Here is a 21652-nt window from a genome sequence, read left to right as displayed (position 1 = left end):
CCACAGTCGCTCATGGTGACGTCACTCACAGTGAAGGGCCGCCAGGCCTACGGCCGGACAACCCCACCGCAAGATCTGCAGTGATCTTTCCCGCGGAATGCCCGACATCTCGAACCTGCCGTCGTCGCCCATTGACACCGCATGGACGTGGGCGCAGACTCCCGGGCGTAAGTGAAGTTAATTTCACCACGCGAACACACCCCCGCGAACGCGCGACAGTCCCGAAGGGAACGCCCGATGCGTACCACCGTCGGCATCATCGGCGCCGGCCCGGCCGGCCTCCTCCTCGCCCGGCTGCTGCACAACGCCGGCATCGACTCGGTCGTCCTGGAGAGCCGCGACCGCGCCTACGTCGAGCACCGGCAGCGCGCCGGGATCCTGGAGCAGGGCACGGTGGACGTGCTGCGGGCGGCCGGGGCCGGGGAGCGCATGGAACGCGAGGGGCTGCGCCACGACGGCATCGAACTGCGGTTCGACAGGCGGCGGCACCGCGTCGACTTCCCCGCCCTCACCGGTGGCCGGTGCGTGATGGTCTACGCCCAGACGGAGGTCTGCAAGGACCTCATCGCCCTCCAGCTCAAGGAGGGCGGCCCGCTGCTCTTCGAGGCCGAGGCGCTGGCCGTGGAGGGGGCCGACACCGACAGTCCGCGCGTCCGCTTCCGGCACGAAGGGGTCGAGGACGTCCTCGACTGCGACTACGTCGTGGGCTGCGACGGCTTCTGGGGCGTCGCGCGGAAGGCGATCCCGGCCGAGCTGACCCGGGTCTTCGAGCGGACGTACCCCTTCGGCTGGCTCGGCATCCTCGCCGACGTCGCCCCCTCCCACGACGAGCTGGTCTATGCCCGCCACGACCGCGGCTTCGCCCTGCTGTCCATGCGCTCCCCGTCGGTCTCACGTCTCTACCTCCAGGTCCCCGAGGGCACCGACGCCGAGGCGTGGGGCGAGGAGGAGATCTGGGACGAGCTGGAGCGCCGCTTCGAGACGGCCGACGACTGGCGCCTGGAGCGCGGCCCGATCACCCAGAAGTCGGTCACCCCCATGCGCTCCTACGTCCACGAGCCCATGCGGCACGGCCGGCTCTTCCTCGCCGGGGACGCGGCCCACATCGTGCCGCCCACCGGTGCGAAGGGTCTGAACCTCGCCGTCGGGGACGTCGTCACCTTCGCCAGGGCGCTGACGCACCGGAAGGAGACGGGCTCCTCCGCCCTCCTCGACGCCTACTCGCAGACCTGCCTGCGCCGCGTCTGGCAGGCCGAGCGGTTCTCGTACGACATGACGACGCTGCTGCACCGCGCCCCGGACGCCACCCCCTTCGAGGACCGCCTCCAGCTGGCCCGACTGGAGCGGATCGCCTCCTCTCGGGCGGCCGAGACGGACCTGGCGGAGGGGTACACGGGGTTCCCGTTCGACTGAGGTGCGGTGAGGGTGAGGGTGAAGGGTTCGTTCCGCATAAGGGCCTGATCACCGGCCGGTTCCGGACGTGTCGCGGGTTGGTCATGAATGAGCCCGGCCGGTGCCGGGAATCACGCTTCCGCGTAGCGTGTTGCGCACGTGGCAGGGAAAGATCCTACTCAAGCACTAGGGTCATTTCTTTGCCCTTCCATTACTCTTGAGGCCAAGGCTACGCAGGGTGGCCACGGAGGAGTGAAATGAGGAGCAGCAACCCGGTCTTCTCGCGACGGGGGTTCAGCCGCGACAACGGCTACGCGGGCTTCAACACCGCGCCGCAGGCCGGGGGCGCCGCTGTCGGAACGCAGGGCAACCCGTACGCCCAGCCGACCGGCAACCCGTACGCGCAGAACCCCTACGCCCAGCAGGGCCAGCAGTACGGCGCGCCGCCGCAGGCGCCGGCCACCACCGGCCGCATGACGATCGACGACGTCGTCCTGCGCACGGGCACGACGCTCGGTGTCCTCATCGTCACCGCCGCGCTCGCCTGGGCGCTGCTGCCGGTGGACGACGCCAACATCGGACGGTCGTACGGCATCGGTATCGGTGCCGCGCTGATCGGCATGGTCCTGGCGCTCGTGCAGTCGTTCAAGCGCAAGGCCTCGCCGGCGCTGATCCTGACGTACGCGGCGTTCGAGGGTGTCTTCCTCGGCGTCGTCTCCAACGTCGTCGACAGCCGTATCGCCGACGGCGCGGCCATGCAGGCCGTGATCGGCACGATGGCGGTCTTCGCCGGTGTGCTGGTGGCGTACAAGGCGGGCTGGATCCGCGTCAACCGCCGCTTCTACGGCTTCGTGATGGCGGCCGCGCTCGGCTTCGTCCTGCTGATGGCGGTCAACCTGCTGTTCGCCGTGTTCGGCGGCGGTGACGGCCTCGGCTTCCGCAGCGGCGCGATGGGTGTCTTCTTCGGCATCGTCGGCATCCTGCTCGGCGCCTGCTTCCTCGCCCTCGACTTCAAGCAGGTCGAGGACGGCATCGCCTACGGTGCCCCCCGCGAGGAGGCGTGGCTGGCGGCCTTCGGCCTGACGCTGACGCTGGTGTGGATCTACATGGAGTTCCTGAGGCTCATCTCGATCCTCAACAGCGACTGATCCGCGCCGGCGCAACTGAGCCGCCGGTAGAACACCGAAGGGCCCCGGGAGCCTCTCTCCCGGGGCCCTTCGCCGTTCTTCTCCAAGTGCGCGCCTAGAGCAGTTTGCGCGCCGCCCTCCTCAGGTCGTACTCGTGGATGATCGCCTTCGCGTGGCCGTACGCGAGGTTGTGTTCGTGGCGGAGCCAGCTGACCTTCTCCTCGAAGCGGAAGAGGGCCGGACCGTCATCGACGGTGCGCAACCAGTCGGCGACTTCACGACCGGTGCAGTGGGGGATGCGGGCGAGCATGTTGCGGTGGGTCTCCTCGGAGAAGACTTGGGACATCGGCGCCTCCGGACGCAATGGGATGTAAGCCGGTCCTTCAAGTCACCGTGCCTGAGCGTTCGCGTGTTGGCAACAGTCCGGGTGCGAGTACGCTCACCGCGTGGTGGATACGACGCGTCTGAGCCGAGCCGTGGATCACTTCGCCGACCGGTTGCGGGCGGCGCCGCAGAGTCGCTTGCAGCGAGGGGCTGCCGCCGAGGCGCTGGGATTGGCCAGGGAGTTGGCCCGGTGGGCCCAGAAGGTGGAGTCGCCGGAGGCGGAACCGCGGGAGATGCCGGACGCGGGGATGTTTGCAGCGGCAGATCAGATCACGGTGGCCGGGCATGATCTGGCGGTGGTGCTGCGCGAGGAGAGCGAGGTGTCGGAAGCGGTGCGGATGGTCGAGGAGGCGCAGAGGAGGGCGGGGGTGTAGGGCGCGTCGGCGACTGCCGGTGCGTGGGGGCTTTGTCGCGCGCTTCCCCGCGCCCCTTGGGCGCGCTACAGCGACGCTATGACCCGGTCCGCCAGGATGTAGACGTTCTCCTCGCCGCACGCGAACGTGAGGGTGTACGCGCCCGAGATGCCGGAGCCGCCGAGGAGGATCGGAGTTTCGCCGGCGGTGAGGGCGGCGGCCAGGCGGTCGGCGGTTTCGCGGTGGCCCGGGGTCATGCAGAGGGTGGTGCCGTCGGCGAAGACGTAGACGTCGAGGGTGCCGAGGGGGCCGGGGCGGACGTCGGTGAGTTCGACGCGGGACGCGGCCAGTTCCTCGAGGGTGGCGACGGTGCGCTCGTGGTCGTTCACGACCGGTGACTGGACCGGGACGAAGTCCGGGTGGGACGGGTGGCGGCGGCGGGCCGCGGCCAGTTCCGGGGACTCCCCGGAGAGGTCGTCGGTGTCCGCGGTCGGCTCGGCCACCGGCTCCAGACCCACGAAATCGGTCTGACGGGGCAGGAACAGCTCGCTGTCGGGCAGGCCCAGCAGGGACGGCGCGTCGGAGGCGTCACGGGCCTCCTGGGCCGCCCAGAACGCCCGCGCCTCGGCGAGCTCGCGCTCGCGTTCCTCGGCCAGTGCCTCGGCGACGGCGGCGCGTATCTCATCGGCGTCGCCGTTGCTGCGGGCGGCGGGCACGAGTCCGCGGGTCACGGCCGCGTGGTTCTCGGCGAGCTGCGTGTGCAGGGCCGCGACCTGTCGGCGCAGCAGCACGAGGGTGCGCAGGACGGCGACACCCACGGCGCCGGTGGCGGCCGTGGTGACCAGCAGGGCGATCGGCATGGCGCTCACTGACGTACTCCCGGTTAAAAGTCGACCCCCGACTTCCTACATCAGCTTGAAGTGTGGACTATCAAGCTGTCAGTGCGTAACGTCACGAAACGGACAGGGTCTTGGGGGTTGCGTCCCGTGCGAAGCACTGCTGACCTGCGTGAATCCCTTCGGTGAGGGAGATAGGTCACATCCTGAGAGAGATTGGACCACAAAACAGCCCAGAGTCCGGGCGCTTCCCGGACTCTGGGCCGTGGCATCACGACGGGTGCCGTGACGGCTACCCAGGGGGGTCGCTCGGGCCGACTGCCCAGGGGGTCAGCTCAGGCGCTCGATGACCATCGCCATGCCCTGGCCGCCGCCGACGCACATCGTCTCCAGGCCGAACTGCTTGTCGTGGAACTGGAGGGAGTTGATGAGCGTGCCGGTGATACGGGCGCCCGTCATGCCGAAGGGGTGGCCGACGGCGATGGCGCCACCGTTCACGTTCAGCTTGTCGAGGTCGATGCCGAGGTCCCGGTAGGAGGGGATCACCTGGGCGGCGAACGCCTCGTTGATCTCGACGAGGTCGATGTCGTCGATGGTGAGGCCGGCCCGGCGCAGGGCCTGCTGGGACGCCTCGACCGGGCCGAGGCCCATGATCTCGGGGGAGAGGCCGGAGACGCCGGTCGACACGATGCGGGCGAGCGGGGTGAGGCCGAGCTCGCGGGCCTTCGTGTCGCTCATGATGACGACCGCGGCGGCGCCGTCGTTCAGCGGGCAGCAGTTGCCGGCGGTGACCAGGCCGTCGGGGCGGAAGACCGGCTTGAGGCCCGCCACGCCCTCCATGGTGACGCCGGCGCGCGGACCGTCGTCCTTGCTGACGACGGTGCCGTCGGGGAGCGTCACCGGGGTGATCTCCCGCTCCCAGAAGCCGTTCTTGATGGCTTCCTCGGCGAGGTTCTGCGAGCGGACGCCGAACTCGTCCATGTCCTGCCGGGTGACGCCCTTGAGGCGGGCGAGGTTCTCGGCGGTCTGGCCCATCGCGATGTACGGGTCGGGGACGAGGCCGTCCTCACGCGGGTCGTGCCACGTGGTGCCCTCCTGCTCCGCGACGGCGGCGGTACGGGCCTCGGCCTCGGCGAAGAGGGGGTTGCGCGTGTCGGGCAGGCTGTCGGAGTTGCCCTTGGTGTAACGGGAGACCATCTCGACACCGGCCGAGATGAAGACGTCACCCTCGCCGGCCTTGATGGCGTGCAGGGCCATGCGGCTGGTCTGCAGCGAGGAGGAGCAGTAGCGGGTGATCGTGCAGCCGGGCAGGTGGTCCATCCTCATCTGTACGGCGACGATACGGCCGAGGTTGTTGCCCTGTTCCCCGCCGGGCAGGCCACAGCCGAGCATCAGGTCCTCGATGTCCCTCGGGTCCAGCTCGGGAACCTTGGCGAGGGCCGCCTGGATGATCGTGGCGGTCAGGTCGTCCGGGCGCAGGTCCTTCAGGGAGCCCTTGAAAGCGCGGCCGATGGGGGAGCGGGCGGTCGAGACGATCACGGCTTCGGGCATCACGGCTCCAGACAAGAAGGGGCGGCGCATGGCGCCTCGTTGAGGGGTGGTGGTCGGGCGACGGGTGGGCGTACGGGGGTATCGGGCACGGCTGTCTGGCAAGTTACCCGTACGTATGGCCGGGGTCACGAGCCGAGCGGTGTGACTCAGACCGCAGTTTACTAAGCGCTTGCTTTTTGCCCTCCGGCGGTTGGGCCGCAGTGTGCGGGCCGGTGGGCCGGCCGCCCCTGGGGGCTGTGCCCCCAGACCCCCGTCGGCCTGAACGGCCTCGTCCTCAAACGCCGGACGGGCTGGGTCTGCTCACGGCGACGAAGAAGCCGGCGCCGGCTCCACCTCCGCGACCCGCCGCCGCCGACGGCGCTTGAGCAACGCCCAAGGCCCCCGGGGACCGGTCGGCATCGCCGCCGCCACCTCCGTGCCCGCCTCCGAGGCCGCCTCCGCGGCCGCGCGGGCCACCGGCAGGAAGCCTTCGCGCCGGAAGACGTCCGGGCGCTCCTCCTCCGCCGGCCACAGGCCGAGCGCCGCGCACACGGTCGGCAGGACCGCCATCGCGGCGGTGGCGTACCCCTCCGCCGAGGGGTGGTACTGGTCCGGCCCGAACAGCTCGCGCGGGTTCGCGGCGAACTCGGGGCCCAGCAGGTCGCCCAGGGACACGGTGCGGCCGCCTTGTTCGACGACCCCGATCGTCTGGGCGGCCGCCAGCTGGCGGGAGGCTCTGCGGGCCAGCCAGCGCAGGGGCTGCTGGACCGGCTCGATCGTGCCCAGGTCGGGACAGGTGCCGACCACCACCTCCGCACCTGCCGTCCGCAGCCTCCGTACCGCCGTCGCCAGGCAGCGCACGGAGCGGGTGGGCGGCATCCGGTGCGTCACGTCGTTCGCGCCGATCATGATCACGCAGATGTCGGGCACCGGGCCCGGAGCCGCCAGCACCTCGGCCACCTGGCGTTCCAGGTCGTCGGACTGGGCCCCGGGCAGGGCGACATTGCGCAGCTCCACGGGACGTTCCGCCACCGCCGCGAGCCCCGACGCCACCAGTGCGCCCGGCGTCTGCCCGGCCCGGTGCACACCCTGGCCCGCGGCCGTGGAGTCACCCAGCATCGTCAGGCGCAGGGGTGGTTCCGTCGGAGTGGCGTAGACGTCGCCGTACAGTCCCTGCGCGTTCGGTACGTGCGGGAGCGTGCCGTTGCCCACCTGGCGGCGGGCCAGCTGCACCTCGGCCAGCAGCAGGCCGACCGCCGCCGCCCCCGCCAACCCGATGCCACCGCCGCCGTACGCCGCGCCGGCCGCGATGCGCCGCGCCACCCGCGCCCTCGACATGCTGCTCATACGTCGCCGCCACCTCCTTGTAGCCGTACATCCACTCCTTGCCCCGTACCGGCCGTCGGTCAATCTCAACGGGGAGTGAACGCCTGCGGCGGGCCGTAGGCTGGCGGGACCACTACGACCACGTATTTGCAAGCATCCGGAGACAACGGTGCAATTCCACGACTCGATGATCAGCCTCGTCGGCAACACCCCGCTGCTGAGGCTCAACAGCGTGACCAAGGGCATTCAGGCGACCGTCCTGGCCAAGGTGGAGTACTTCAACCCGGGCGGATCCGTGAAGGACCGCATCGCCCTGCGCATGATCGAGGCGGCCGAGCAGAGCGGCGAGCTCAAGCCAGGCGGCACGATCGTCGAGCCCACCAGCGGAAACACCGGTGTGGGCCTGGCCATCGTGGCGCAGCAGAAGGGGTACAAGTGCATCTTCGTGTGCCCCGACAAGGTGTCGACGGACAAGATCAACGTGCTGCGCGCGTACGGCGCCGAGGTCGTGGTCTGCCCGACCGCCGTGGACCCGGAGCACCCGGACTCGTACTACAACGTCTCCGACCGGCTGGTGCGTGAGACGCCGGGCGCCTGGAAGCCCGACCAGTACTCCAACCCCAACAACCCGCTCTCCCACTATCACTCCACCGGCCCCGAGCTGTGGGAGCAGACGGAGGGCCGGATCACCCACTTCGTGGCCGGTGTGGGCACGGGCGGCACCATCTCCGGCACGGGGCGGTACCTGAAGGACGCCAGCGACGGCAAGGTGCAGGTGGTCGGCGCCGACCCCGAGGGGTCCGTGTACTCCGGCGGGTCCGGGCGGCCGTACCTCGTCGAGGGCGTCGGTGAGGACTTCTGGCCGAGCGCCTACGACCGGACCGTCGCCGACGAGATCGTCGCCGTGTCCGACAAGGACTCCTTCCAGATGACCCGGCGGCTCGCCAAGGAGGAGGGCCTGCTCGTCGGCGGCTCCTGCGGCATGGCCGTCGTGGCGGCCCTGCGGGTGGCCGAGCGGCTCGGCCCCGACGACGTCGTGGTCGTCCTGCTGCCGGACAGCGGACGCGGCTACCTCAGCAAGATCTTCAACGACGAGTGGATGGCCGACTACGGCTTCCTGGAGGACGAGGGCCCCAGCGCCCGCGTCGGCGACGTCCTGAGCGACAAGGAGCACGGCGCCATCCCGTCCCTCGTCCACATGCACCCGGACGAGACGGTCGGTGAGGCCATCGAGGTGCTGCGCGAGTACGGCGTCTCGCAGATGCCGATCGTCAAGCCGGGCGCGGGTCACCCGGACGTCATGGCCGCCGAGGTCGTCGGCTCCGTGGTCGAGCGCGAGCTGCTCGACGCCCTGTTCGCCAAGCGGGCCTCGCTGGAGGACCCGCTGGAGAAGCACATGTCGGCGCCGTTGCCCCAGGTCGGCTCCGGCGAGCCGGTCGGCGACCTGATGTCCGTGCTCGGTACGGCGGACGCGGCGATCGTCCTCGTCGAGGGCAAGCCGACCGGAGTGGTCAGCCGGCAGGACCTGCTGGCCTTCCTGGCCAAGGGCGGAAAGTAACGGGGAACGTCCGGTGAACGGGCGGTGCTGACGCGGAACTTCCGTTTACCCACCGAAGTGGTGGACTTCGCGGAAGCGGTACGAGCGTGTCACGTCCACGCAGCACCCCCTTAACACGCGTCCGGCACATTGGTGGATGTCGGCAAGGGCGGGAGCGGCTCCCCGCCCCGGCCGGCACCGAACGTCCAAGGACCTCCGGAGCGGCTCCCGGACCTCCATGGACGCCGGACGTGAGACCCGGCCTGACCCGGTCGACGTCCCTCGCGGGGACCGCCGTCGTCCCGCCCCCCGTTCACGGGGGTGCGGCGGTCCCCGCGATATATCTTCTACGCGCGTGTGGCGGCCCAACTGCCCAGGAGCGCGACCCTCTCCGCCGTCTCCGAACCCGGCTCCGGCGTGTAGACCAGGAGCGTCTGCGATCCCTCGCCCGGGACCGTCAGGGTTTCGTACGGGAAGGTCAGCAGGCCCACGACCGGGTGCTGGACGCGTTTCACACCGTAGGCGCACTCCCTGACCTGGTGGTCGGCCCACAGACGGCGGAAGTCCTCACTCTTGAGGGAGAGTTCGCCGACCAGCGCGGTGAGTTTCCGGTCCTCCTGGTGGTGGCCCGCCAACACCCGCAGGTGCGAGACGCACTGGGCGGCCACGGCCTGCCAGTCCGGGTAGAAGTCGTGGGCGACGGGGTCGAGGAACACATGCCGGGGGATGGTGCGGGCCTCGGGCGTCGCGCCGCCGTAGCCGAAGACCGCGTCGGCCAGGGCATTCCACGCGAGGACCTCCATGCGGTGGTCGATCACGAACGCGGGGACGCGGTCCATGCTGTCGAGCAGCAGTTGGACGCCCGGGCGGACACGGGGCGTCGTCGGCTGCTCGGCCTGCTTGCGGGGGCGGGCCACCGCGCGCAGATAGGCGTGCTCCGTCTCGTCCAGACGCAGCACCCGCGCCACCGAGTCCAGCACCGCGTCGGAGACGCTCGGGCCGCGCCCCTGTTCCAAGCGGATGTAGTAGTCGACGCTCACCCCCGCCAACTGCGCCACCTCCTCGCGGCGCAGGCCCGGGACGCGGCGCCGCCCGTACGAGGCCAGCCCCACCTCCTCGGGCTGGATGCGGGCGCGGCGCGAGCGCAGAAAATCTCCAAGTTCCCCGTCCATGCGTTCGATCGTAGGGGACACGGCACCTGCTCAACCTGGTACTGGCAGACCCAGGAAAAGCGCATCCCTGGGTGGCGCGGGCGGACCGGCCGAGAGTGGTGGTCGTCGCCGGACGGACCGGCGACGCGAACACCCAGGGAGCACTTCATGTCGTACGAGAACCTGGCCGGACGTACCGCCGTCGTCACCGGGGCCGCCAGCGGGATCGGTGAGGCCGTGGCCGTGCTGCTGGCCGCGCAGGGGGCGCGGGTCGCGCTGCTGGCCCGGCGCGGGGAGCGGCTGGAGACGGTCGCCGGGAAGATCCGGGCCGACGGGGGCGAGGCCCTCGCCGTCGTCGCCGACGTGACCGACGACGCGTCCGTGGAGGCCGCGGTCTCCGCGGTCCACGAGGCCTACGGCGCCGTGGACCTGGTCGTCAACAACGCGGGAGTCATGCTGCCCCACCCCGTGACGGACGGCCGGCTCGACGAGTGGCAGCGCATGATCGACACCAACGTCACGGGTGTGCTGCGGATGATCCGCGCCTTCACCGGTGACCTGGTGGAAGCGGCCGGGCGGGGCCGCACCGCGGACCTGGTGAACATCTCGTCCATCGGTGCGCACATGACGTTCCCCGACTACGCGGTGTACGGGGCGACCAAGGCCGCGCTGACCCACCTCTCCGCGTCCCTGCGCGCCGAGTTCGGACCGCGTGACGTGCGGGTCACCAACATCGAGCCGGGGCTCACACAGACCGAGCTGGCGTCGCACATCGGCAGCGCCGAGCTGCGGGGGCAGCTCGACGGGATGATCGAGGAGATCGGCACGCTGGCGTCGGAGGAGGTCGCGGACGTCGTCGCATACGTGGCGAGCCGCCCCCGGCACGTCAACCTGCGGCAGATCATGGTGCTGCCGACCAGGCAGGCGTGAGGAGCTACTTCTCCCAGTCGCCGTCCCCGTCGCTCCTGCCGCGCCGGGTGCCGAAGAGGCCGGGGTTGCTGCGGGCGGCCTGCACCACGTTGACGCCGACAATGCCGAGCCAGGAGATCAGCAGGCCGGGCAGATGCGCGGTGCCGGCGCCGATCGCGGACAGCGGGACCGCCATGACCAGCGAGACGAGGCCGAAGCCATAGCGCTCGCCCCAGGAGTCCGTGGGCCTGGGCGACCGGGCGTCACGGGCCAACGTCATCTGCTGCTCGGCGAGCTGGCGGCGCACCCGGCGGTCGACGGCGCCGTCGATGCGCTGGTCCACCTTCTCCAGGAAAGAGTCGACCAGCGCGGACTCGTACTCCTCGCCCAGTTCCCTGCGGGCCTGCAGGGTGGCGTTGAGTTCCTTCTTCAGGTCGGCGTCCCGCGCGTCCATACCGATCTCCATTCCCGTCATGTACCTCACGGTAGGGAGCGTCGGCGCCGACCGCACGGGGGATATCCCCCGTCTTCATGCTCCGAGGAACGTCAGTACCGCCAGGACACGGCGATGTCCGTCCGTATCCACCGGCAGATCGAGTTTGTTGAAGATATTGCCGATGTGTTTGTTCACCGCGGCCTCGCTGATGAACAACCGTGCCGCCAGGTTCGCGTTGGAACGTCCTTCAGCCATCAGGCTGAGAACTTCCTTCTCGCGGGCGCTGAGGCGCTCCAGCGGATCGGGGCGCAGCCTGACGAGTTGCTGGATCACCTCCGGGTCCACCACGGTCCCGCCGGTGGCCACGCGGTCCAGCGTCGCCATGAAGTCGGCGACGGCACCGACGCGTTCCTTCAGCAGATAGCCCACCGCCGTGCCGTCGCACGAGTCGAGCAGCCGCAGGGCGTAGGACCGCTCGACGTACTGGCTGAGCACGACCACCGGCAGTCCGGTGTACGTCTCGCGCAGGGCGACGGCGGCCCGCAGCCCGTCGTCCGCGTTCCCGGGCGGCATCCGTACGTCCGTGATCAGCAGGTCGGGCCGCTCGGTGTGGACCGCCGCGACGAGCTCTTCCGCGTCGCCGACGGCGGCGAGCGTCTCGTGGCCGAACCGCTGCAACAGGCTGACCAGACCCTCGCGCAGCAGGACGGCGTCCTCCGCGACGATCACCCGAAGTGGCATGGGATCTCCACATGGAGCAGGGTCGGGCCCCCGGCCGGGCTGGACACCCGCATCCGGCCCTCCAGCGCGGTGAGCCGGTCCGCGAGGCCGGTCAGTCCGCTGCCGGAGTCCGGGTCCGCGCCGCCGTGTCCGTCGTCCGTGATCTCCAGGACCAGCAGGTCCGAGTGGTAACGGCCGTGGACCTTGGCACTCCTGGCGCCGCTGTGTCGCGCGATGTTCGTCATGGCCTCGTTGATCAGGTAGTAGACGTTGGTCTCCAACTGCCGGGGAAGTCTGCCCGGCAGCTGGAGATCGACGGTGACCGGGACGGGGAAACGGCTCGCGTGGTCCTGGACGGCGGCGACCAGCCCGTGGTCGGCGAGCACGGGGGGATTGAGGCCCCGGATGAGATCGCGCAGTTCCCGGTGGGCGGCGGAGAGCTGCTCCTCGGCCGCCGTGAGCTGGGCGGCGAGCGCGGACCCCTCCGGGATGTCCAGCCGCATCACACCGAGCGTCATGCCGAGCGACACCAGCCGCTGCTGCGCCCCGTCGTGCAGGTCGCGCTCGATGCGTACGCGCTCCGCGTCGAAGGAGTCGATGAGCCGCACCCGCGACGCCTGCACCTCCCGCAGCGACTCCCCGAGCTCGTCGCCGCGCGGGGCGAGGAAGGTCCTGGTGAGCGCGGCCCGCGCCCCCGCCCAGGACGTCACGGTGTACGGCGAGGCGAGCAGTACGAACGCGCCGAAGACCGCCCACGGCCAGGTCGCGGGGTCCTCGAGCGCCGCGAAGATGAAACAGGGCAGGGCGAAGCAGAAGGCGAGCACCAGCAGGTCGAGCCACCACAGCGCCGCCGCGGAGATGAGTGTGAACGACAGCTCACGCCAGGTGGCCTGTTCGGCCAGGCGGGTCCGCACCCGGGCACGCAAGCCGACGCCGTCGAGTGCCCGGTGCGGGTTCGGCATCACGTCGAGGTCGACCAGGCGCATCCGCCGCCGTTCGACCGCGGCCACGGGGATCGAGGCCAGCACCACGCCGACGAGCGGGGCCACCCCGACCAGGACGATCAGGAGGGACAGACCGGCCACCAGCCCGGTGACCAACACCGCCGTGGCGGCCGCACCGACCACGACACCGGTGACCAGGTATCCGAGGGAGCGCCAGGGCCAACCGGAGGTCAGGAATCTCAGCGGCCGCTGAGCCATGGCCTGCCAAGCCGTTCTGGGACGCATGAGCCTCACGGTAGCCCAGAGCGGCCGCCAACTGCGGTAGAGCCAGCTCTACTTGGTGAGTAGAGCGCAGGTCAGTGCCGGGCCGTGGGCCGGTCCGCTGGAATCGACGCCATGACCACTACCAGCCAGGTGTCCGCATCCGACGCCGTCCAGCTCCACGCCGTACGCAAGGTCCACGGAGCCGGCGACCGCTCGGTCACCGCACTCGACGGCGTGTCCATCGGCTTTCCCCGCGGAACCTTCACGGCGATCATGGGGCCGTCCGGCTCCGGGAAATCCACACTGCTGCAGTGTGCCGCCGGACTCGACCGGCCCACCGAGGGCCGGGTGGTGGTGGCAGGCGTCGACATCGGCCGGAAGACCGAGCGGGAGCGCACCATCTTGCGGCGCGACCACATCGGCTTCGTGTTCCAGGCCTTCAACCTGGTCGAGTCACTGACGGCGGCGCAGAACGTGGAGCTGCCGTCGCGTTTCGCCGGGCGCCGTGTCGACCCCGGGCAGGTCGCCGGCGCGCTCGCCGCGGTCGGGCTGTCCGAGCGGGCGGGACACCGCCCCAGCGAGATGTCCGGCGGCCAGCAGCAGCGCGTCGCGCTCGCCCGCGCGCTCGTGACCCGGCCCGACGTGCTGTTCGCGGACGAGCCCACCGGCGCCCTGGACACCGTCACCTCGCGCGAGGTGCTGCGGATGATGCGCATGCTGGTCGACGACGAGGGCCAGACCACCCTCATGGTGACCCACGACCCCATGGCGGCCGCCGTCGCCGACGTGGTCGTGTTCCTCAAGGACGGCCGCGTCACGGACCGGGTCACCCTCAGTCGCGACTCCGACAGCCGCAACGCCTCCTCGATCGCCGCCCACATGGCCCGACTGGAGGCGTGATGCTGGTCTTCGCCAACGTCCGTGAGCGCTGGAGCAGTTTCCTCGCGGCCTTCGCCGCGGTAGTGGTCGGTGTCGCTCTCATCGCCACGACCCTGATCATCTACGACTCCTCCCTCCCCGAGGTCCAGTCCCGGCTCGCGGGCGCTCCCCTGATCGCCGTCCCCGACCAGGCGGTCGACGAGAGCGGCAGCCCCGAGGACCGGGTGCCGTGGAGCAAGGGCGAGGCGGAGCGACTCGTCGCAGGGCTGCGCCAGATGCCCGGCACCGCCTCCGTCGTCATGGACCGCTCCTTCTACGCCCAGGCGTTCCGCGGCGGGGAGCCCGTGGCGGACGAGGGCGCCCTGGAGGCCGGGCACGGCTGGTCCAGCGCGCGGCTCGCACCGTACGCGCTCGTCACGGGACGGGCACCGGCCACGAACGGGGAGGTCGTGGTGGACCGGTCGCTCGGCGTGGCCGCCGGAAGCACCCTCACGGTGAACATCACCGCCGGCCGCACCCCGTTCCGCGTGGTCGGCACCGTCGACGGTCCGGGCTACTACTTCACCGACGACTTCGCCGCCCGGCAGCAGCCCGGCGTCGGCGCTCTCGCGATCCTCACCGACAAGGGCGCCTCCGTCGGCGCGGTCAAGGCCAAGGCGGCCGCGGTCGTCGGACACAAGGGCACCGTCGTCACCGGTGAGGGCCGCTCGGTGCTCCAGCCGGAGTACGTGGAGCACAAGCGGTTCCTCGGCACGCAGCTCATCTCCGCCATGGCGATCCTGGGCCTGTTCACCACGGTCTTCGTCGTCGCGTCGATGCTCGTCCTGGCGACCGGGCTCCGGCGGCGCGAGATCGGCCTGCTGCGGATGATCGGCGCCACGCCCCGGCAGGTGCGCCGGATGATCCTGGGCGAGGCGGGCGTCATCGGCCTGCTCGGCTCGCTGGCCGGCTGCCTGGCCGGCGTCGGTGCCGCGCCGCTGCTGCGTGACATCCTCGACGGGCTGGACGTCATGCCCCCGGAAGTCACCCTCCGGGTGTCGATGTGGCCGCTGCTGACGGCCACGGCGACCGGTGTCGGTGTCAGCGTCCTGGGGGCCTGGTCGGCCAGTCGGGAGGCCGCCGGGGTGGCGCCGATCGAGGCGCTGCTGGACAGCCGGGCGAACCACCGGACCATGAGCCGGGCCCGCTGGATCGGCGGCCTGAGCGTGCTGGGCCTCGGCGTGGCGTTCGCCGTCGCCACCGCCTCGGTCGCCGCCGACAGCCGCATCAACATGGCGATCTGCGCGACGATGGTGCTCATCGTGGCGGCAGCGCTGCTGGCCCCGGTGGTCGTCGGCCCTGTCGGGCGGGCCCTCGCCCGGCCGTTCGAGCGGTTCGGCTCGGCCGCCCCGCTCCTCGCGCGGGCGGAACTGCGGGCCGACGCGCGCCGGTCGGCCTCCCTCGCCGCCCCGGTGATCGCTGCCGTCGGTTTCGCCGTCCTGCTCAGCGGCATGGTGGAGACCATGCGCGTGGCGTACCCGGCGGGCGACGCCGTCAAGGTCGAGGGACAGCTGATCGTGACGCCGGACGGGACACCGGGCAACACCGACGAGGTGGTCGCGGCCAACCCCGTGGGCAAGGCGGCGCTGCCGACCCGCGCCTTCGTCCGCGACAAGGGCGGCGAGCTCTCCGTCGTCGACGCGCTCGGCTCGCGCGACCCGCGCTGGGACAAGCCGGGCCAGGCCGTGCTCGGCGAGCGGACGGCGGACTTCCTGGGCGTGCGGGCCGGGGACGAGCACGACGTGCGGTTCGCCGACGGGACCACGGTGAAGCTGCGCATCGCACAGGTCCTGGCGGACGACCCCGCCCGCGGCGACTTCGTGGTGGCCCGCGCGCTGGTGCGTGAGCACGACCCGGCCGCGCTCACGGACGACATCTTCGTCCCGCCGACGGCCGAGCCCGCCACCGCCGTCCCCGGCACGGCCGTGCACGACGCGATGCGGTACGCGCTCGACGACTACGACACCGACGCCAAGCTGACCGACAGCCTCGCCACCATGCTCATCGTCATCGCCGTCGGCTACAGCGGTATCGCCGTGGCCAACAGCATGGCCATGGCCGCGCACAGCCGGCGCCGCGACTTCGCCGTGATGAAGTCGGCCGGCGCCACGGTACGGCAGCTGCTGGTGTTCTCCGTCGCCGAGACCTCCCTCGTCGCCACCGTCGGCGCGGCGCTCGGTCTCCTGGTGACCCTGGGCCCGCTGGCCGGCATGGCGTCCGGACTGTCCCAGGCGACCTCCACGGACGTCGACCTGCACCTGGACCTGCCCACCGTCACCGCGGTGATCGCCGGCTGCCTCGGACTGGCCGTCGCGGCGAGCACGGTCGTCACCTGGCGGACCATGCGCCATGCAGCGGTGTAGGACGGCCCGGCCCTCGGTCGTGCGCCGACGCGCGTTCGCCTGTATAACGGCATGCAGAGTTGATGGTGCCTGAATAGGTCAAGGGGGAGCACGTGATGGGCGTGACCGACAGCCCTGCCGGACGGCTGCAGGCGCTCTTCGAGGGGCGCCGGCTCACACCGACCCAGCGGCGCATCGCCCACTGCATGGTGCGCCGCGCCGCCGACGTGCCGTTCCTGTCCAGCGTGGAACTGGCCGAGCTGGCCGGGGTCAGCCAGCCGTCGGTGACCCGGTTCGCGGTCGCCCTCGGCTTCGACGGCTACCCGGCGCTGCGCCGGCACCTGCGCGAGGTCGCGCCCACGGAACAGGCGGCGCAGGCGGCCTCGTACAACGAGTACCAGCAGGCCGTCGAGGCCGAGATCGAGAACCTCCGGCACCTGGCGGAGCTGCTGGCCGACCCGGGGCCGGTACACAGGGCCGGGCAGGTCCTCGCCGCCAGCCGCCCGCTGCCCGTGCTGGGGCTGCGTGCCGCGGCCTCCCAGGCGTACGGCTTCGCGTACTTCGCCGCCAAGGTCCACCCGGACGTACGGCTGCTCAACGAGGGCGGCACGATGATCCACGACCGCATCGACGCGGCCGTGCGGGCGGGCGCCTCGGCGCTGCTGTGCTTCGCGCTGCCGCGCCACCCCCGCGAGGTCGTCGACACCCTCGGCTACGCCCGGGAGGCGGGGCTGACCGTGGTCACCGTCGCCGACTCCGCCTTCGCCCCGGTCGCCAAGTTCTCCGACCTGCTGCTGCCCGCCGCCGTCGGCACCGGCCTCGCCTTCGACACGGCCTGCGCGCCCATGCTGCTCGGCCGCGTGCTCCTGGAGGCGATGTGCGACGACCTGCCGGACGCGCAGGCGCGGCTGGAGGAGTTCGACACACGGGCGGCGGCGCGGGGGCTGTTCGTGGAGTGACGGCCGGGCGGTGTCGCTCTCAGACTCGTCTCACCTTCGCTCGCTAATCTGCGCGGCCGAGAAGGCCGTGTCGACGGCTGGGACGAAGGCGACGAGGAGGCGGGACGTGGCACGCGGAGGTCAGGGGCTGGCTCGGGTGGCGGTCGTCGTACGGGCCGGGGCGGCGCCCCTGTGGTGGCTCGGAGTGTTCGCGGCGGGCATCGGGGTGCTGGTGCCCGGCATCACCGGACGGCGGATCGGGGTCATGGCGGGGGCCGCGCTGTTCCTGCTCGCCCTCGCCTTCGTGGCCGTCCGTCGGCGGGGGCGGTACGCCGACCTCGCCCGCTCGGCGGCCCGCGCGGGCAAGCACGACGTGCTGCAGGACCGTGCGGTGACCGTACGCAACTGGCGCCGGGGGCACCGCTGGTGGCTGCTGCTCGCCTTCGTGGCCGCGCTCGGCAGCGCGTTCGCCGTGCCCGCGGCCGGCGGCATGCTGCTGGCCGGGTGCGGGGCCGGGCTGCGGCTGAAGGCCGCGTGGCTCGGGCGGCGCGAGCGGGCCGGTGACGCGCTGCTGTGGGTGCGCGTCGACTGGCTGGACCGGCGCGGCGGCCGCCCGGCCGGCAAGGCCGTCAAGGCGTACCGCGGAACCGGCATCGCGGCGGGCGACGCGGCCCCGGGAGGGGCCCGGCGCCGCACCGCCGCGCTGGTCTGAGAGGCCCGTGCGAGGACCCCTGAGCCGGGGTCAGACCTCCAGGTCCTCCTCGATCCGCTTGAGCTGGTGCCGGGCCATCGCCAGGTTCGCCCGGGTGGCGTCCAGCACCAGATAGAGGAAGAGGCCGTTGCCACCCCGCCCCTTGAGGAGCCGGATCAGGTGGTACTGGCCGGACAGGGTGATCAGGATGTCCTCGATCTCGGCCTTCAGGCCGAGGTGCTCCATCGTGCGCATCTTGGCGCGTACGACGTCGGTGTTCCCGGCGGCGGCGACATTGAGGTCGAAGCTCTTGCCGCCGCCGATCGTGCCCAGCGCCATCCCGCTGGTGTAGTCGACGAGCGCGGCGCCGGTGGCGCCCTCGATGGAGGCGAGCGCTTCCTTCAGTGCGGTCTCGGTGTTGGCCATGGTGGTCTCCTCGTTCCTCTCAACTCTCGGTTGTGGTGCGCGCGTTGGTGGCAGTGGTGCGCGGCACGCGGGTGGGTCTGGTCCGTGGGGGAGCCGGCTTGACGGCCACGCTCTCGGCGGCCGCCGCCCGGGCGGCGATCTCGGCGTCCACCAGCTCCCCGATGCGGGCGCCGGCGCGGCGGCCCTCCAGGTGCAGGCGGCCCACGTTGACGCGGTCCTCGGCGAGCAGCGTCAGCACGGCGGTGCGGCCCGCCGCGTACGTGGCGACGTAGCCGGACGCGCCGCGCACGAGCAGTTCGCGCAGGTCGCCCCGGCCGGTGGCGTCCGCCATCCGCACCGCCACGCCGAGCGCGGCGGCGGTCAGCGCGGCCACGTGCTCCGGTTCGACGCCGGGTGTGTCGTGGGCGAGGACGAGCCCGTCCACGCTGGCCGCCAGGGCGCCGTTGACCTGTGGCACGCGGGATCTCAGTCGGCGCAGTTCGTCGAGTATCTGGGGCTCGGCCGCCATCGGGTTACTCCTCTCGGCACGCGGGCTTTGCCGTTCAAAGGGCCTCCAGCGCATCCCTGAGCCTTTTCAGCAGGGTGATGTCGGTGTCGGTGACGACGGGCAACGGGCTGGGGGCGGGCGGCGGGACGTGCGGGGTCACGAGCCCCGCCGCCGTCAGGCGCCGTACGTCCACCAGCGTGTGGAACGCGGGCCGGCCGAGCTCCCGCGCGATGTCCGGCGCCGAGCGGGCGCCGTCCACCAGGGCCAGGACCGCCACCTGCCGGGGCGGCACCGCGGGGGCCGGGCCTGGGGCGGTCCGGATCAGCGGCGCGCTGTCCGCCCACGGGTCCGGCCAGATGCGGTGCAGCAGCTCGCGGCGGCGCAGTGTCTCGCGCTCCACGGCCGCGACCGGGACCGGCCGTACGGGGCCGAGCCAGTGCCCGGTGCCGTAACGGAAGCGGCCCGGGGTGCTGCTGGGCGCCAGCGCGAAGTACGCGGCGTCGTACAGCGCCCCGAGGTGGCACAACTCCAGCGTCCCCCGGGTGACGCGCCGGGCGTCGAGCAGGAGACGGCCGGCACCGTGCCGTTCGTCGGCCCGGTCCGTGGCCTGCCGCCAGCTCTCGGCGTCGAGCGTGCCGTGGGCCGTGAGGAGGACGTCGAGGCCGGGGGCCAGCGGGCTCTCGGCGTGCACCACACGGCCGTCGGCGAGGTAGAGCGTGCCGCACTCGCGCACCAGGACACCGGTGGCCCGCTCGGCCGCGAGCCGGGTCAGCATCGGCGAGAGGGCGGTCGCCGCGTGCTCGCAGGCCGTCGTGTCGGTCCACGCCGTCTCGGTCCGCGCCGTCTCGTTCCACGCCGTCTCGTTCCGCGTCGTATCGGTCCGCGCGGTCTCGGTCCGCGCCGTCTTGTTCCGCACCGGCAGCCGGGGCGGCGGAGTCGTTCCGACCACGGTCATCCCAGCACCAGCCGTCCGGCCATCTCGCCCAGCCTGATGCGGGCCAGCGCCAGATTGCCGTCCGTGCGGCCCAGCCACAGGTGCAGGAACACACTGCTGTCGAACGACGTCGGCACGAACCGCAGCAGGTGGTAGCTGTCCCGGTTGCTGATGATCAGGTCCTCGACCGGGGGGTCCGGGCGGCCCGCCTCCCCCGCGTCGTCACCGGGCGCGAACGCCCGCTGTTCGGCGGCCAGCCGCGCCAGTTCCGCGGCCTCGGCCGCCGACGCCTCGTGGTCACCGCCCGGGGCGTCCCCGACCGTGCCCAGGGCCAGCCCGCTCGTCCAGTCGACCAGTGATGCGCCCAACGCACCGGGCAGCCGCATGGCCTCCAGTAGGCACTCGTCGATTCCGGGCACCGTCGCTCCCCTCCCGCCTGGGGTTCGGCTGAGTGACAGTGAAACTACGCAACGTGTGTGCGGCGGGTGAGTGTTCTGGCATTTTCCGGTGGAACATGCGCCCAGTGGCTAGCATGGGTCAACTGACGTCGTTTTCAGCGGAGTTGATCACGTATCAATTGCGCAGGTCACGGGCTTACGTCAACGGCGCCCGGGCGTCGGCAGGGTGGTGAGCGCGGCAGCGTGCGCCCCTCCCGACTCCGCCACGATCTCCTCCGGCGTCTGCGGCTCACGCACCGTCGCGAAGGCGACACCCCCGGACCCGTCCGGGGCGAAGCCGTAAATCCCGGGCCGGGCGAGGGAGTTGTACGCGTAGTGGTGCGCGAAGTAGTACGCGCCCGTGTCCGGCGCCACCGCATAGTCACCCTGTTCGAGGAGCGGCAGCGCGCACCCCCGCGCCAGCAGGTCGCCCGCGAAGCAGGCGGGACCCGCCACGTCCTGCACCACCGCCGGGCCCTCCTTCGGGCGGCCCTTCGCGTCGTACGCCGCCATCCTCAGCGGCCACGCCGCCGGCACGTACACCGTCCGCGTCGCGACCTGCACGCCCGCGTGCGTGACCGCGACCGGCCGTCCACCCGCGCTCTTGGCGTACTCCACCCGCGCCACCACCGTGCCGTGCTTGGCCAGCAGCGACCGCCCGAACTCGGTGACCAGCCCGTACCGCCCGTCGAACAGCCCCGGCACCGCCTCGCGCAGCAGCCGCGCGTACTGCGCGTACGTCGGCGTCGTCACGTCCGAGGAGAAGTTCACCGGCAGCCCACCGCCGATGTCGATCGTGTCGATCTGCCGCCGCCCGATCCGCCGGTTGATCTCCTCGGCGAGCGCGTACGTCTCCCCGACGCCCTGCGCCATCAGCGACAGCGGAACGCCCTGCGACCCCGTGTGCGCGTGCAGCCGCGTCAGCCAGGGCCGCTCCGTGAACGCCCGTACGACCCACTCGCGCGCTCCCTCGTCGCGCAGCGCCACCCCGAACTTCGAGGTCGCCGTGGCCGTCGACAACGCCTCGATGGAACCCGCTCCGACCTGCGGGTTCACCCGAATGCCGAGGGGGGAGCGGCTGGTGGCCGACCTCATCAGGCCGTCCACGCGGTCCAGCTCCTGCGGGTTGTCCACGTTGACGGCGATCCCGAGGGCCAGCGCCTCCCGCAGCTCGGCCGGGGTCTTGGCGGGGGAGTCCAGCACCGTCCGGGCCGGCGGCAGCCCCGCCGCGCGCGCCAGCGCCAGCTCGCCCGGGCTCGCCACCTCCGCGCCGATCCCCGCCTCGCGCAGCAGCCGCAGCACCGGCACCAGCGGGGTCGCCTTCACCGCGAAGGCATGCAGCACCGGCGTCCCGGGCGCCACGACCGCGTCGAACGCCGCCCGCAGCGCCGCCGCCGACTCCCGGATGCCGGTGACGTCGAGCAGGCCCACCAGGGGCGTGCCGGGGCCCAGCAGCCCCTGTTCGACGGCCGCCCGCACCGCCTCGTCGCGCCGGGCCGCCCGCGCCTCGCCCGCACCGTTCTCGTCTTCCACCGCGTCCCCCGTCCGTCCGATGCCCGTGCTCACACAT

22 protein-coding genes are annotated in these 21652 nt (G+C 71.9%); 9 read left to right on the top strand and 13 right to left on the bottom strand.

Translation table 11 applies throughout. From position 1 onward, the window contains the following. Window positions 1–237 precede the first annotated feature (237 nt). Entirely contained in the window at window positions 238–1413 is a 1176-nt protein-coding gene (locus ACGFNV_RS12010; protein ID WP_393621628.1) for a 4-hydroxybenzoate 3-monooxygenase, read from the top strand. A 236-nt stretch (window positions 1414–1649) separates the two neighbouring features. Further along, window positions 1650–2540: a Bax inhibitor-1/YccA family protein gene (locus tag ACGFNV_RS12005; protein ID WP_393621626.1), complete on the top strand. Its 891-nt coding sequence runs from the start codon at window positions 1650–1652 to the stop codon at window positions 2538–2540. 94 nt (window positions 2541–2634) lie between these two features. Here ACGFNV_RS12005 and ACGFNV_RS12000 read toward each other — a convergent pair whose 3' ends face one another. Further along, a complete protein-coding gene (locus ACGFNV_RS12000) occupies window positions 2635–2865 on the bottom strand; it encodes a DUF4287 domain-containing protein (RefSeq protein WP_133928672.1) in 231 nt (76 codons plus the stop codon). A gap of 100 nt (window positions 2866–2965) precedes the next feature. Here ACGFNV_RS12000 and ACGFNV_RS11995 point away from each other — a divergent pair, with 100 nt between their 5' ends. Next, entirely contained in the window at window positions 2966–3277 is a 312-nt protein-coding gene (locus tag ACGFNV_RS11995) for a hypothetical protein (RefSeq protein WP_393621624.1), read from the top strand. 65 nt (window positions 3278–3342) lie between these two features. Here ACGFNV_RS11995 and ACGFNV_RS11990 read toward each other — a convergent pair whose 3' ends face one another. The 3 genes from ACGFNV_RS11990 to ACGFNV_RS11980 all read right to left on the bottom strand — a co-directional run bounded on the left by ACGFNV_RS11990 (window position 3343) and on the right by ACGFNV_RS11980 (window position 6969). Next, a complete protein-coding gene (locus ACGFNV_RS11990; RefSeq protein ID WP_393621623.1) occupies window positions 3343–4125 on the bottom strand; it encodes a hypothetical protein in 783 nt (260 codons plus the stop codon). Between the two features lie 297 nt (window positions 4126–4422). Beyond that, complete coding sequence (locus ACGFNV_RS11985) at window positions 4423–5643, bottom strand: acetyl-CoA C-acetyltransferase (RefSeq protein WP_393621621.1); 1221 nt, start codon at window positions 5641–5643, stop codon at window positions 4423–4425. A 300-nt stretch (window positions 5644–5943) separates the two neighbouring features. Then, complete coding sequence (locus ACGFNV_RS11980) at window positions 5944–6969, bottom strand: SGNH/GDSL hydrolase family protein (protein WP_393621620.1); 1026 nt, start codon at window positions 6967–6969, stop codon at window positions 5944–5946. Window positions 6970–7117: 148 nt separating this feature from the next. Between ACGFNV_RS11980 and ACGFNV_RS11975 the strand changes: the two genes are divergently transcribed. Then, window positions 7118–8506, top strand: coding sequence for a cystathionine beta-synthase (locus ACGFNV_RS11975; RefSeq protein WP_393621618.1), 1389 nt, complete (start codon window positions 7118–7120; stop codon window positions 8504–8506). 326 nt (window positions 8507–8832) lie between these two features. Here ACGFNV_RS11975 and ACGFNV_RS11970 read toward each other — a convergent pair whose 3' ends face one another. Further along, entirely contained in the window at window positions 8833–9657 is an 825-nt protein-coding gene (locus ACGFNV_RS11970; protein ID WP_393621616.1) for a helix-turn-helix transcriptional regulator, read from the bottom strand. Between the two features lie 147 nt (window positions 9658–9804). On the opposite strand from ACGFNV_RS11970, the gene ACGFNV_RS11965 reads away from it, so the two are divergent. After that, window positions 9805–10566 (top strand): SDR family oxidoreductase, encoded by a 762-nt coding sequence (locus ACGFNV_RS11965; RefSeq protein ID WP_393621614.1) that lies wholly within the window; start codon window positions 9805–9807, stop codon window positions 10564–10566. A gap of 4 nt (window positions 10567–10570) precedes the next feature. Here ACGFNV_RS11965 and ACGFNV_RS11960 read toward each other — a convergent pair whose 3' ends face one another. The 3 genes from ACGFNV_RS11960 to ACGFNV_RS11950 form a co-directional block, all read right to left on the bottom strand. Next, window positions 10571–10999, bottom strand: coding sequence for a hypothetical protein (locus ACGFNV_RS11960; protein WP_393622485.1), 429 nt, complete (start codon window positions 10997–10999; stop codon window positions 10571–10573). 75 nt (window positions 11000–11074) lie between these two features. Then, entirely contained in the window at window positions 11075–11722 is a 648-nt protein-coding gene (locus tag ACGFNV_RS11955; protein WP_393621612.1) for a response regulator, read from the bottom strand. Beyond that, complete coding sequence (locus tag ACGFNV_RS11950; protein WP_393621610.1) at window positions 11707–12930, bottom strand: sensor histidine kinase; 1224 nt, start codon at window positions 12928–12930, stop codon at window positions 11707–11709. The genes ACGFNV_RS11955 and ACGFNV_RS11950 overlap by 16 nt, the downstream gene beginning before the upstream one ends. Window positions 12931–13041: 111 nt before the next feature. On the opposite strand from ACGFNV_RS11950, the gene ACGFNV_RS11945 reads away from it, so the two are divergent. The 4 genes from ACGFNV_RS11945 (at window position 13042) to ACGFNV_RS11930 (ending at window position 17819) form a co-directional block, all read left to right on the top strand. Next, the gene (locus ACGFNV_RS11945; RefSeq protein WP_393621608.1) at window positions 13042–13809 is read left to right on the top strand and encodes an ABC transporter ATP-binding protein; all 768 of its coding nucleotides are present in this window, start codon (window positions 13042–13044) and stop codon (window positions 13807–13809) included. Continuing rightward, window positions 13809–16190, top strand: a complete 2382-nt coding sequence (locus ACGFNV_RS11940; protein ID WP_393621606.1) for an FtsX-like permease family protein — start codon at window positions 13809–13811, stop codon at window positions 16188–16190. The genes ACGFNV_RS11945 and ACGFNV_RS11940 overlap by 1 nt, the downstream gene beginning before the upstream one ends. Before the next feature lie 95 nt (window positions 16191–16285). Then, window positions 16286–17128: a MurR/RpiR family transcriptional regulator gene (locus ACGFNV_RS11935; RefSeq protein WP_393621605.1), complete on the top strand. Its 843-nt coding sequence runs from the start codon at window positions 16286–16288 to the stop codon at window positions 17126–17128. Between the two features lie 106 nt (window positions 17129–17234). After that, on the top strand, window positions 17235–17819 hold the full coding sequence (locus ACGFNV_RS11930; RefSeq protein ID WP_393621604.1) for a hypothetical protein: 585 nt from the start codon (window positions 17235–17237) through the stop codon (window positions 17817–17819). Between the two features lie 30 nt (window positions 17820–17849). Here the strand turns inward: ACGFNV_RS11930 and ACGFNV_RS11925 are convergent, their stop codons facing one another. The 5 genes from ACGFNV_RS11925 to ACGFNV_RS11905 all read right to left on the bottom strand — a co-directional run bounded on the left by ACGFNV_RS11925 (window position 17850) and on the right by ACGFNV_RS11905 (window position 21648). Continuing rightward, the gene (locus ACGFNV_RS11925) at window positions 17850–18224 is read right to left on the bottom strand and encodes a hypothetical protein (protein WP_133928643.1); all 375 of its coding nucleotides are present in this window, start codon (window positions 18222–18224) and stop codon (window positions 17850–17852) included. Window positions 18225–18243: 19 nt separating this feature from the next. Continuing rightward, window positions 18244–18732: a roadblock/LC7 domain-containing protein gene (locus ACGFNV_RS11920; RefSeq protein WP_393621602.1), complete on the bottom strand. Its 489-nt coding sequence runs from the start codon at window positions 18730–18732 to the stop codon at window positions 18244–18246. 34 nt (window positions 18733–18766) lie between these two features. Beyond that, on the bottom strand, window positions 18767–19666 hold the full coding sequence (locus ACGFNV_RS11915) for a transcriptional regulator (RefSeq protein ID WP_393621600.1): 900 nt from the start codon (window positions 19664–19666) through the stop codon (window positions 18767–18769). After that, window positions 19663–20064: a hypothetical protein gene (locus ACGFNV_RS11910; RefSeq protein ID WP_393621598.1), complete on the bottom strand. Its 402-nt coding sequence runs from the start codon at window positions 20062–20064 to the stop codon at window positions 19663–19665. Before ACGFNV_RS11910 ends, ACGFNV_RS11915 begins: the two co-directional genes overlap by 4 nt. A 180-nt stretch (window positions 20065–20244) precedes the next feature. After that, the gene (locus tag ACGFNV_RS11905; protein WP_393621596.1) at window positions 20245–21648 is read right to left on the bottom strand and encodes a diaminopimelate decarboxylase; all 1404 of its coding nucleotides are present in this window, start codon (window positions 21646–21648) and stop codon (window positions 20245–20247) included. Between the last annotated feature and the right edge of the window lie 4 nt (window positions 21649–21652).

Source organism: Streptomyces sp. NPDC048751 (assembly GCF_043198595.1).
Lineage (GTDB): Bacteria > Actinomycetota > Actinomycetes > Streptomycetales > Streptomycetaceae > Streptomyces.
The sequence above is the reverse complement of the archived record's forward strand: the minus strand, read 5'-3'. Positions and strand labels throughout refer to the sequence as shown.

Bases quoted from the DNA above. Each gene is read 5' to 3' on its own strand.
- ACGFNV_RS12010 (WP_393621628.1), top strand. From the start codon at position 238: ATGCGTACCACCGTCGGCATCATCGGCGCCGGCCCGGCCGGCCTCCTC.
- ACGFNV_RS12005 (WP_393621626.1), top strand. From the start codon at position 1,650: ATGAGGAGCAGCAACCCGGTCTTCTCGCGACGGGGGTTCAGCCGCGAC.
- ACGFNV_RS12000 (WP_133928672.1), bottom strand. From the start codon at position 2,865: ATGTCCCAAGTCTTCTCCGAGGAGACCCACCGCAACATGCTCGCCCGC.
- ACGFNV_RS11985 (WP_393621621.1), bottom strand. From the start codon at position 5,643: ATGCCCGAAGCCGTGATCGTCTCGACCGCCCGCTCCCCCATCGGCCGC.
- ACGFNV_RS11980 (WP_393621620.1), bottom strand. From the start codon at position 6,969: ATGAGCAGCATGTCGAGGGCGCGGGTGGCGCGGCGCATCGCGGCCGGC.
- ACGFNV_RS11970 (WP_393621616.1), bottom strand. From the start codon at position 9,657: ATGGACGGGGAACTTGGAGATTTTCTGCGCTCGCGCCGCGCCCGCATC.
- ACGFNV_RS11965 (WP_393621614.1), top strand. From the start codon at position 9,805: ATGTCGTACGAGAACCTGGCCGGACGTACCGCCGTCGTCACCGGGGCC.
- ACGFNV_RS11960 (WP_393622485.1), bottom strand. From the start codon at position 10,999: ATGGACGCGCGGGACGCCGACCTGAAGAAGGAACTCAACGCCACCCTG.
- ACGFNV_RS11955 (WP_393621612.1), bottom strand. From the start codon at position 11,722: ATGCCACTTCGGGTGATCGTCGCGGAGGACGCCGTCCTGCTGCGCGAG.
- ACGFNV_RS11950 (WP_393621610.1), bottom strand. From the start codon at position 12,930: ATGCGTCCCAGAACGGCTTGGCAGGCCATGGCTCAGCGGCCGCTGAGA.
- ACGFNV_RS11945 (WP_393621608.1), top strand. From the start codon at position 13,042: ATGACCACTACCAGCCAGGTGTCCGCATCCGACGCCGTCCAGCTCCAC.
- ACGFNV_RS11940 (WP_393621606.1), top strand. From the start codon at position 13,809: ATGCTGGTCTTCGCCAACGTCCGTGAGCGCTGGAGCAGTTTCCTCGCG.
- ACGFNV_RS11935 (WP_393621605.1), top strand. From the start codon at position 16,286: ATGGGCGTGACCGACAGCCCTGCCGGACGGCTGCAGGCGCTCTTCGAG.
- ACGFNV_RS11925 (WP_133928643.1), bottom strand. From the start codon at position 18,224: ATGGCCAACACCGAGACCGCACTGAAGGAAGCGCTCGCCTCCATCGAG.
- ACGFNV_RS11920 (WP_393621602.1), bottom strand. From the start codon at position 18,732: ATGGCGGCCGAGCCCCAGATACTCGACGAACTGCGCCGACTGAGATCC.
- ACGFNV_RS11915 (WP_393621600.1), bottom strand. From the start codon at position 19,666: ATGACCGTGGTCGGAACGACTCCGCCGCCCCGGCTGCCGGTGCGGAAC.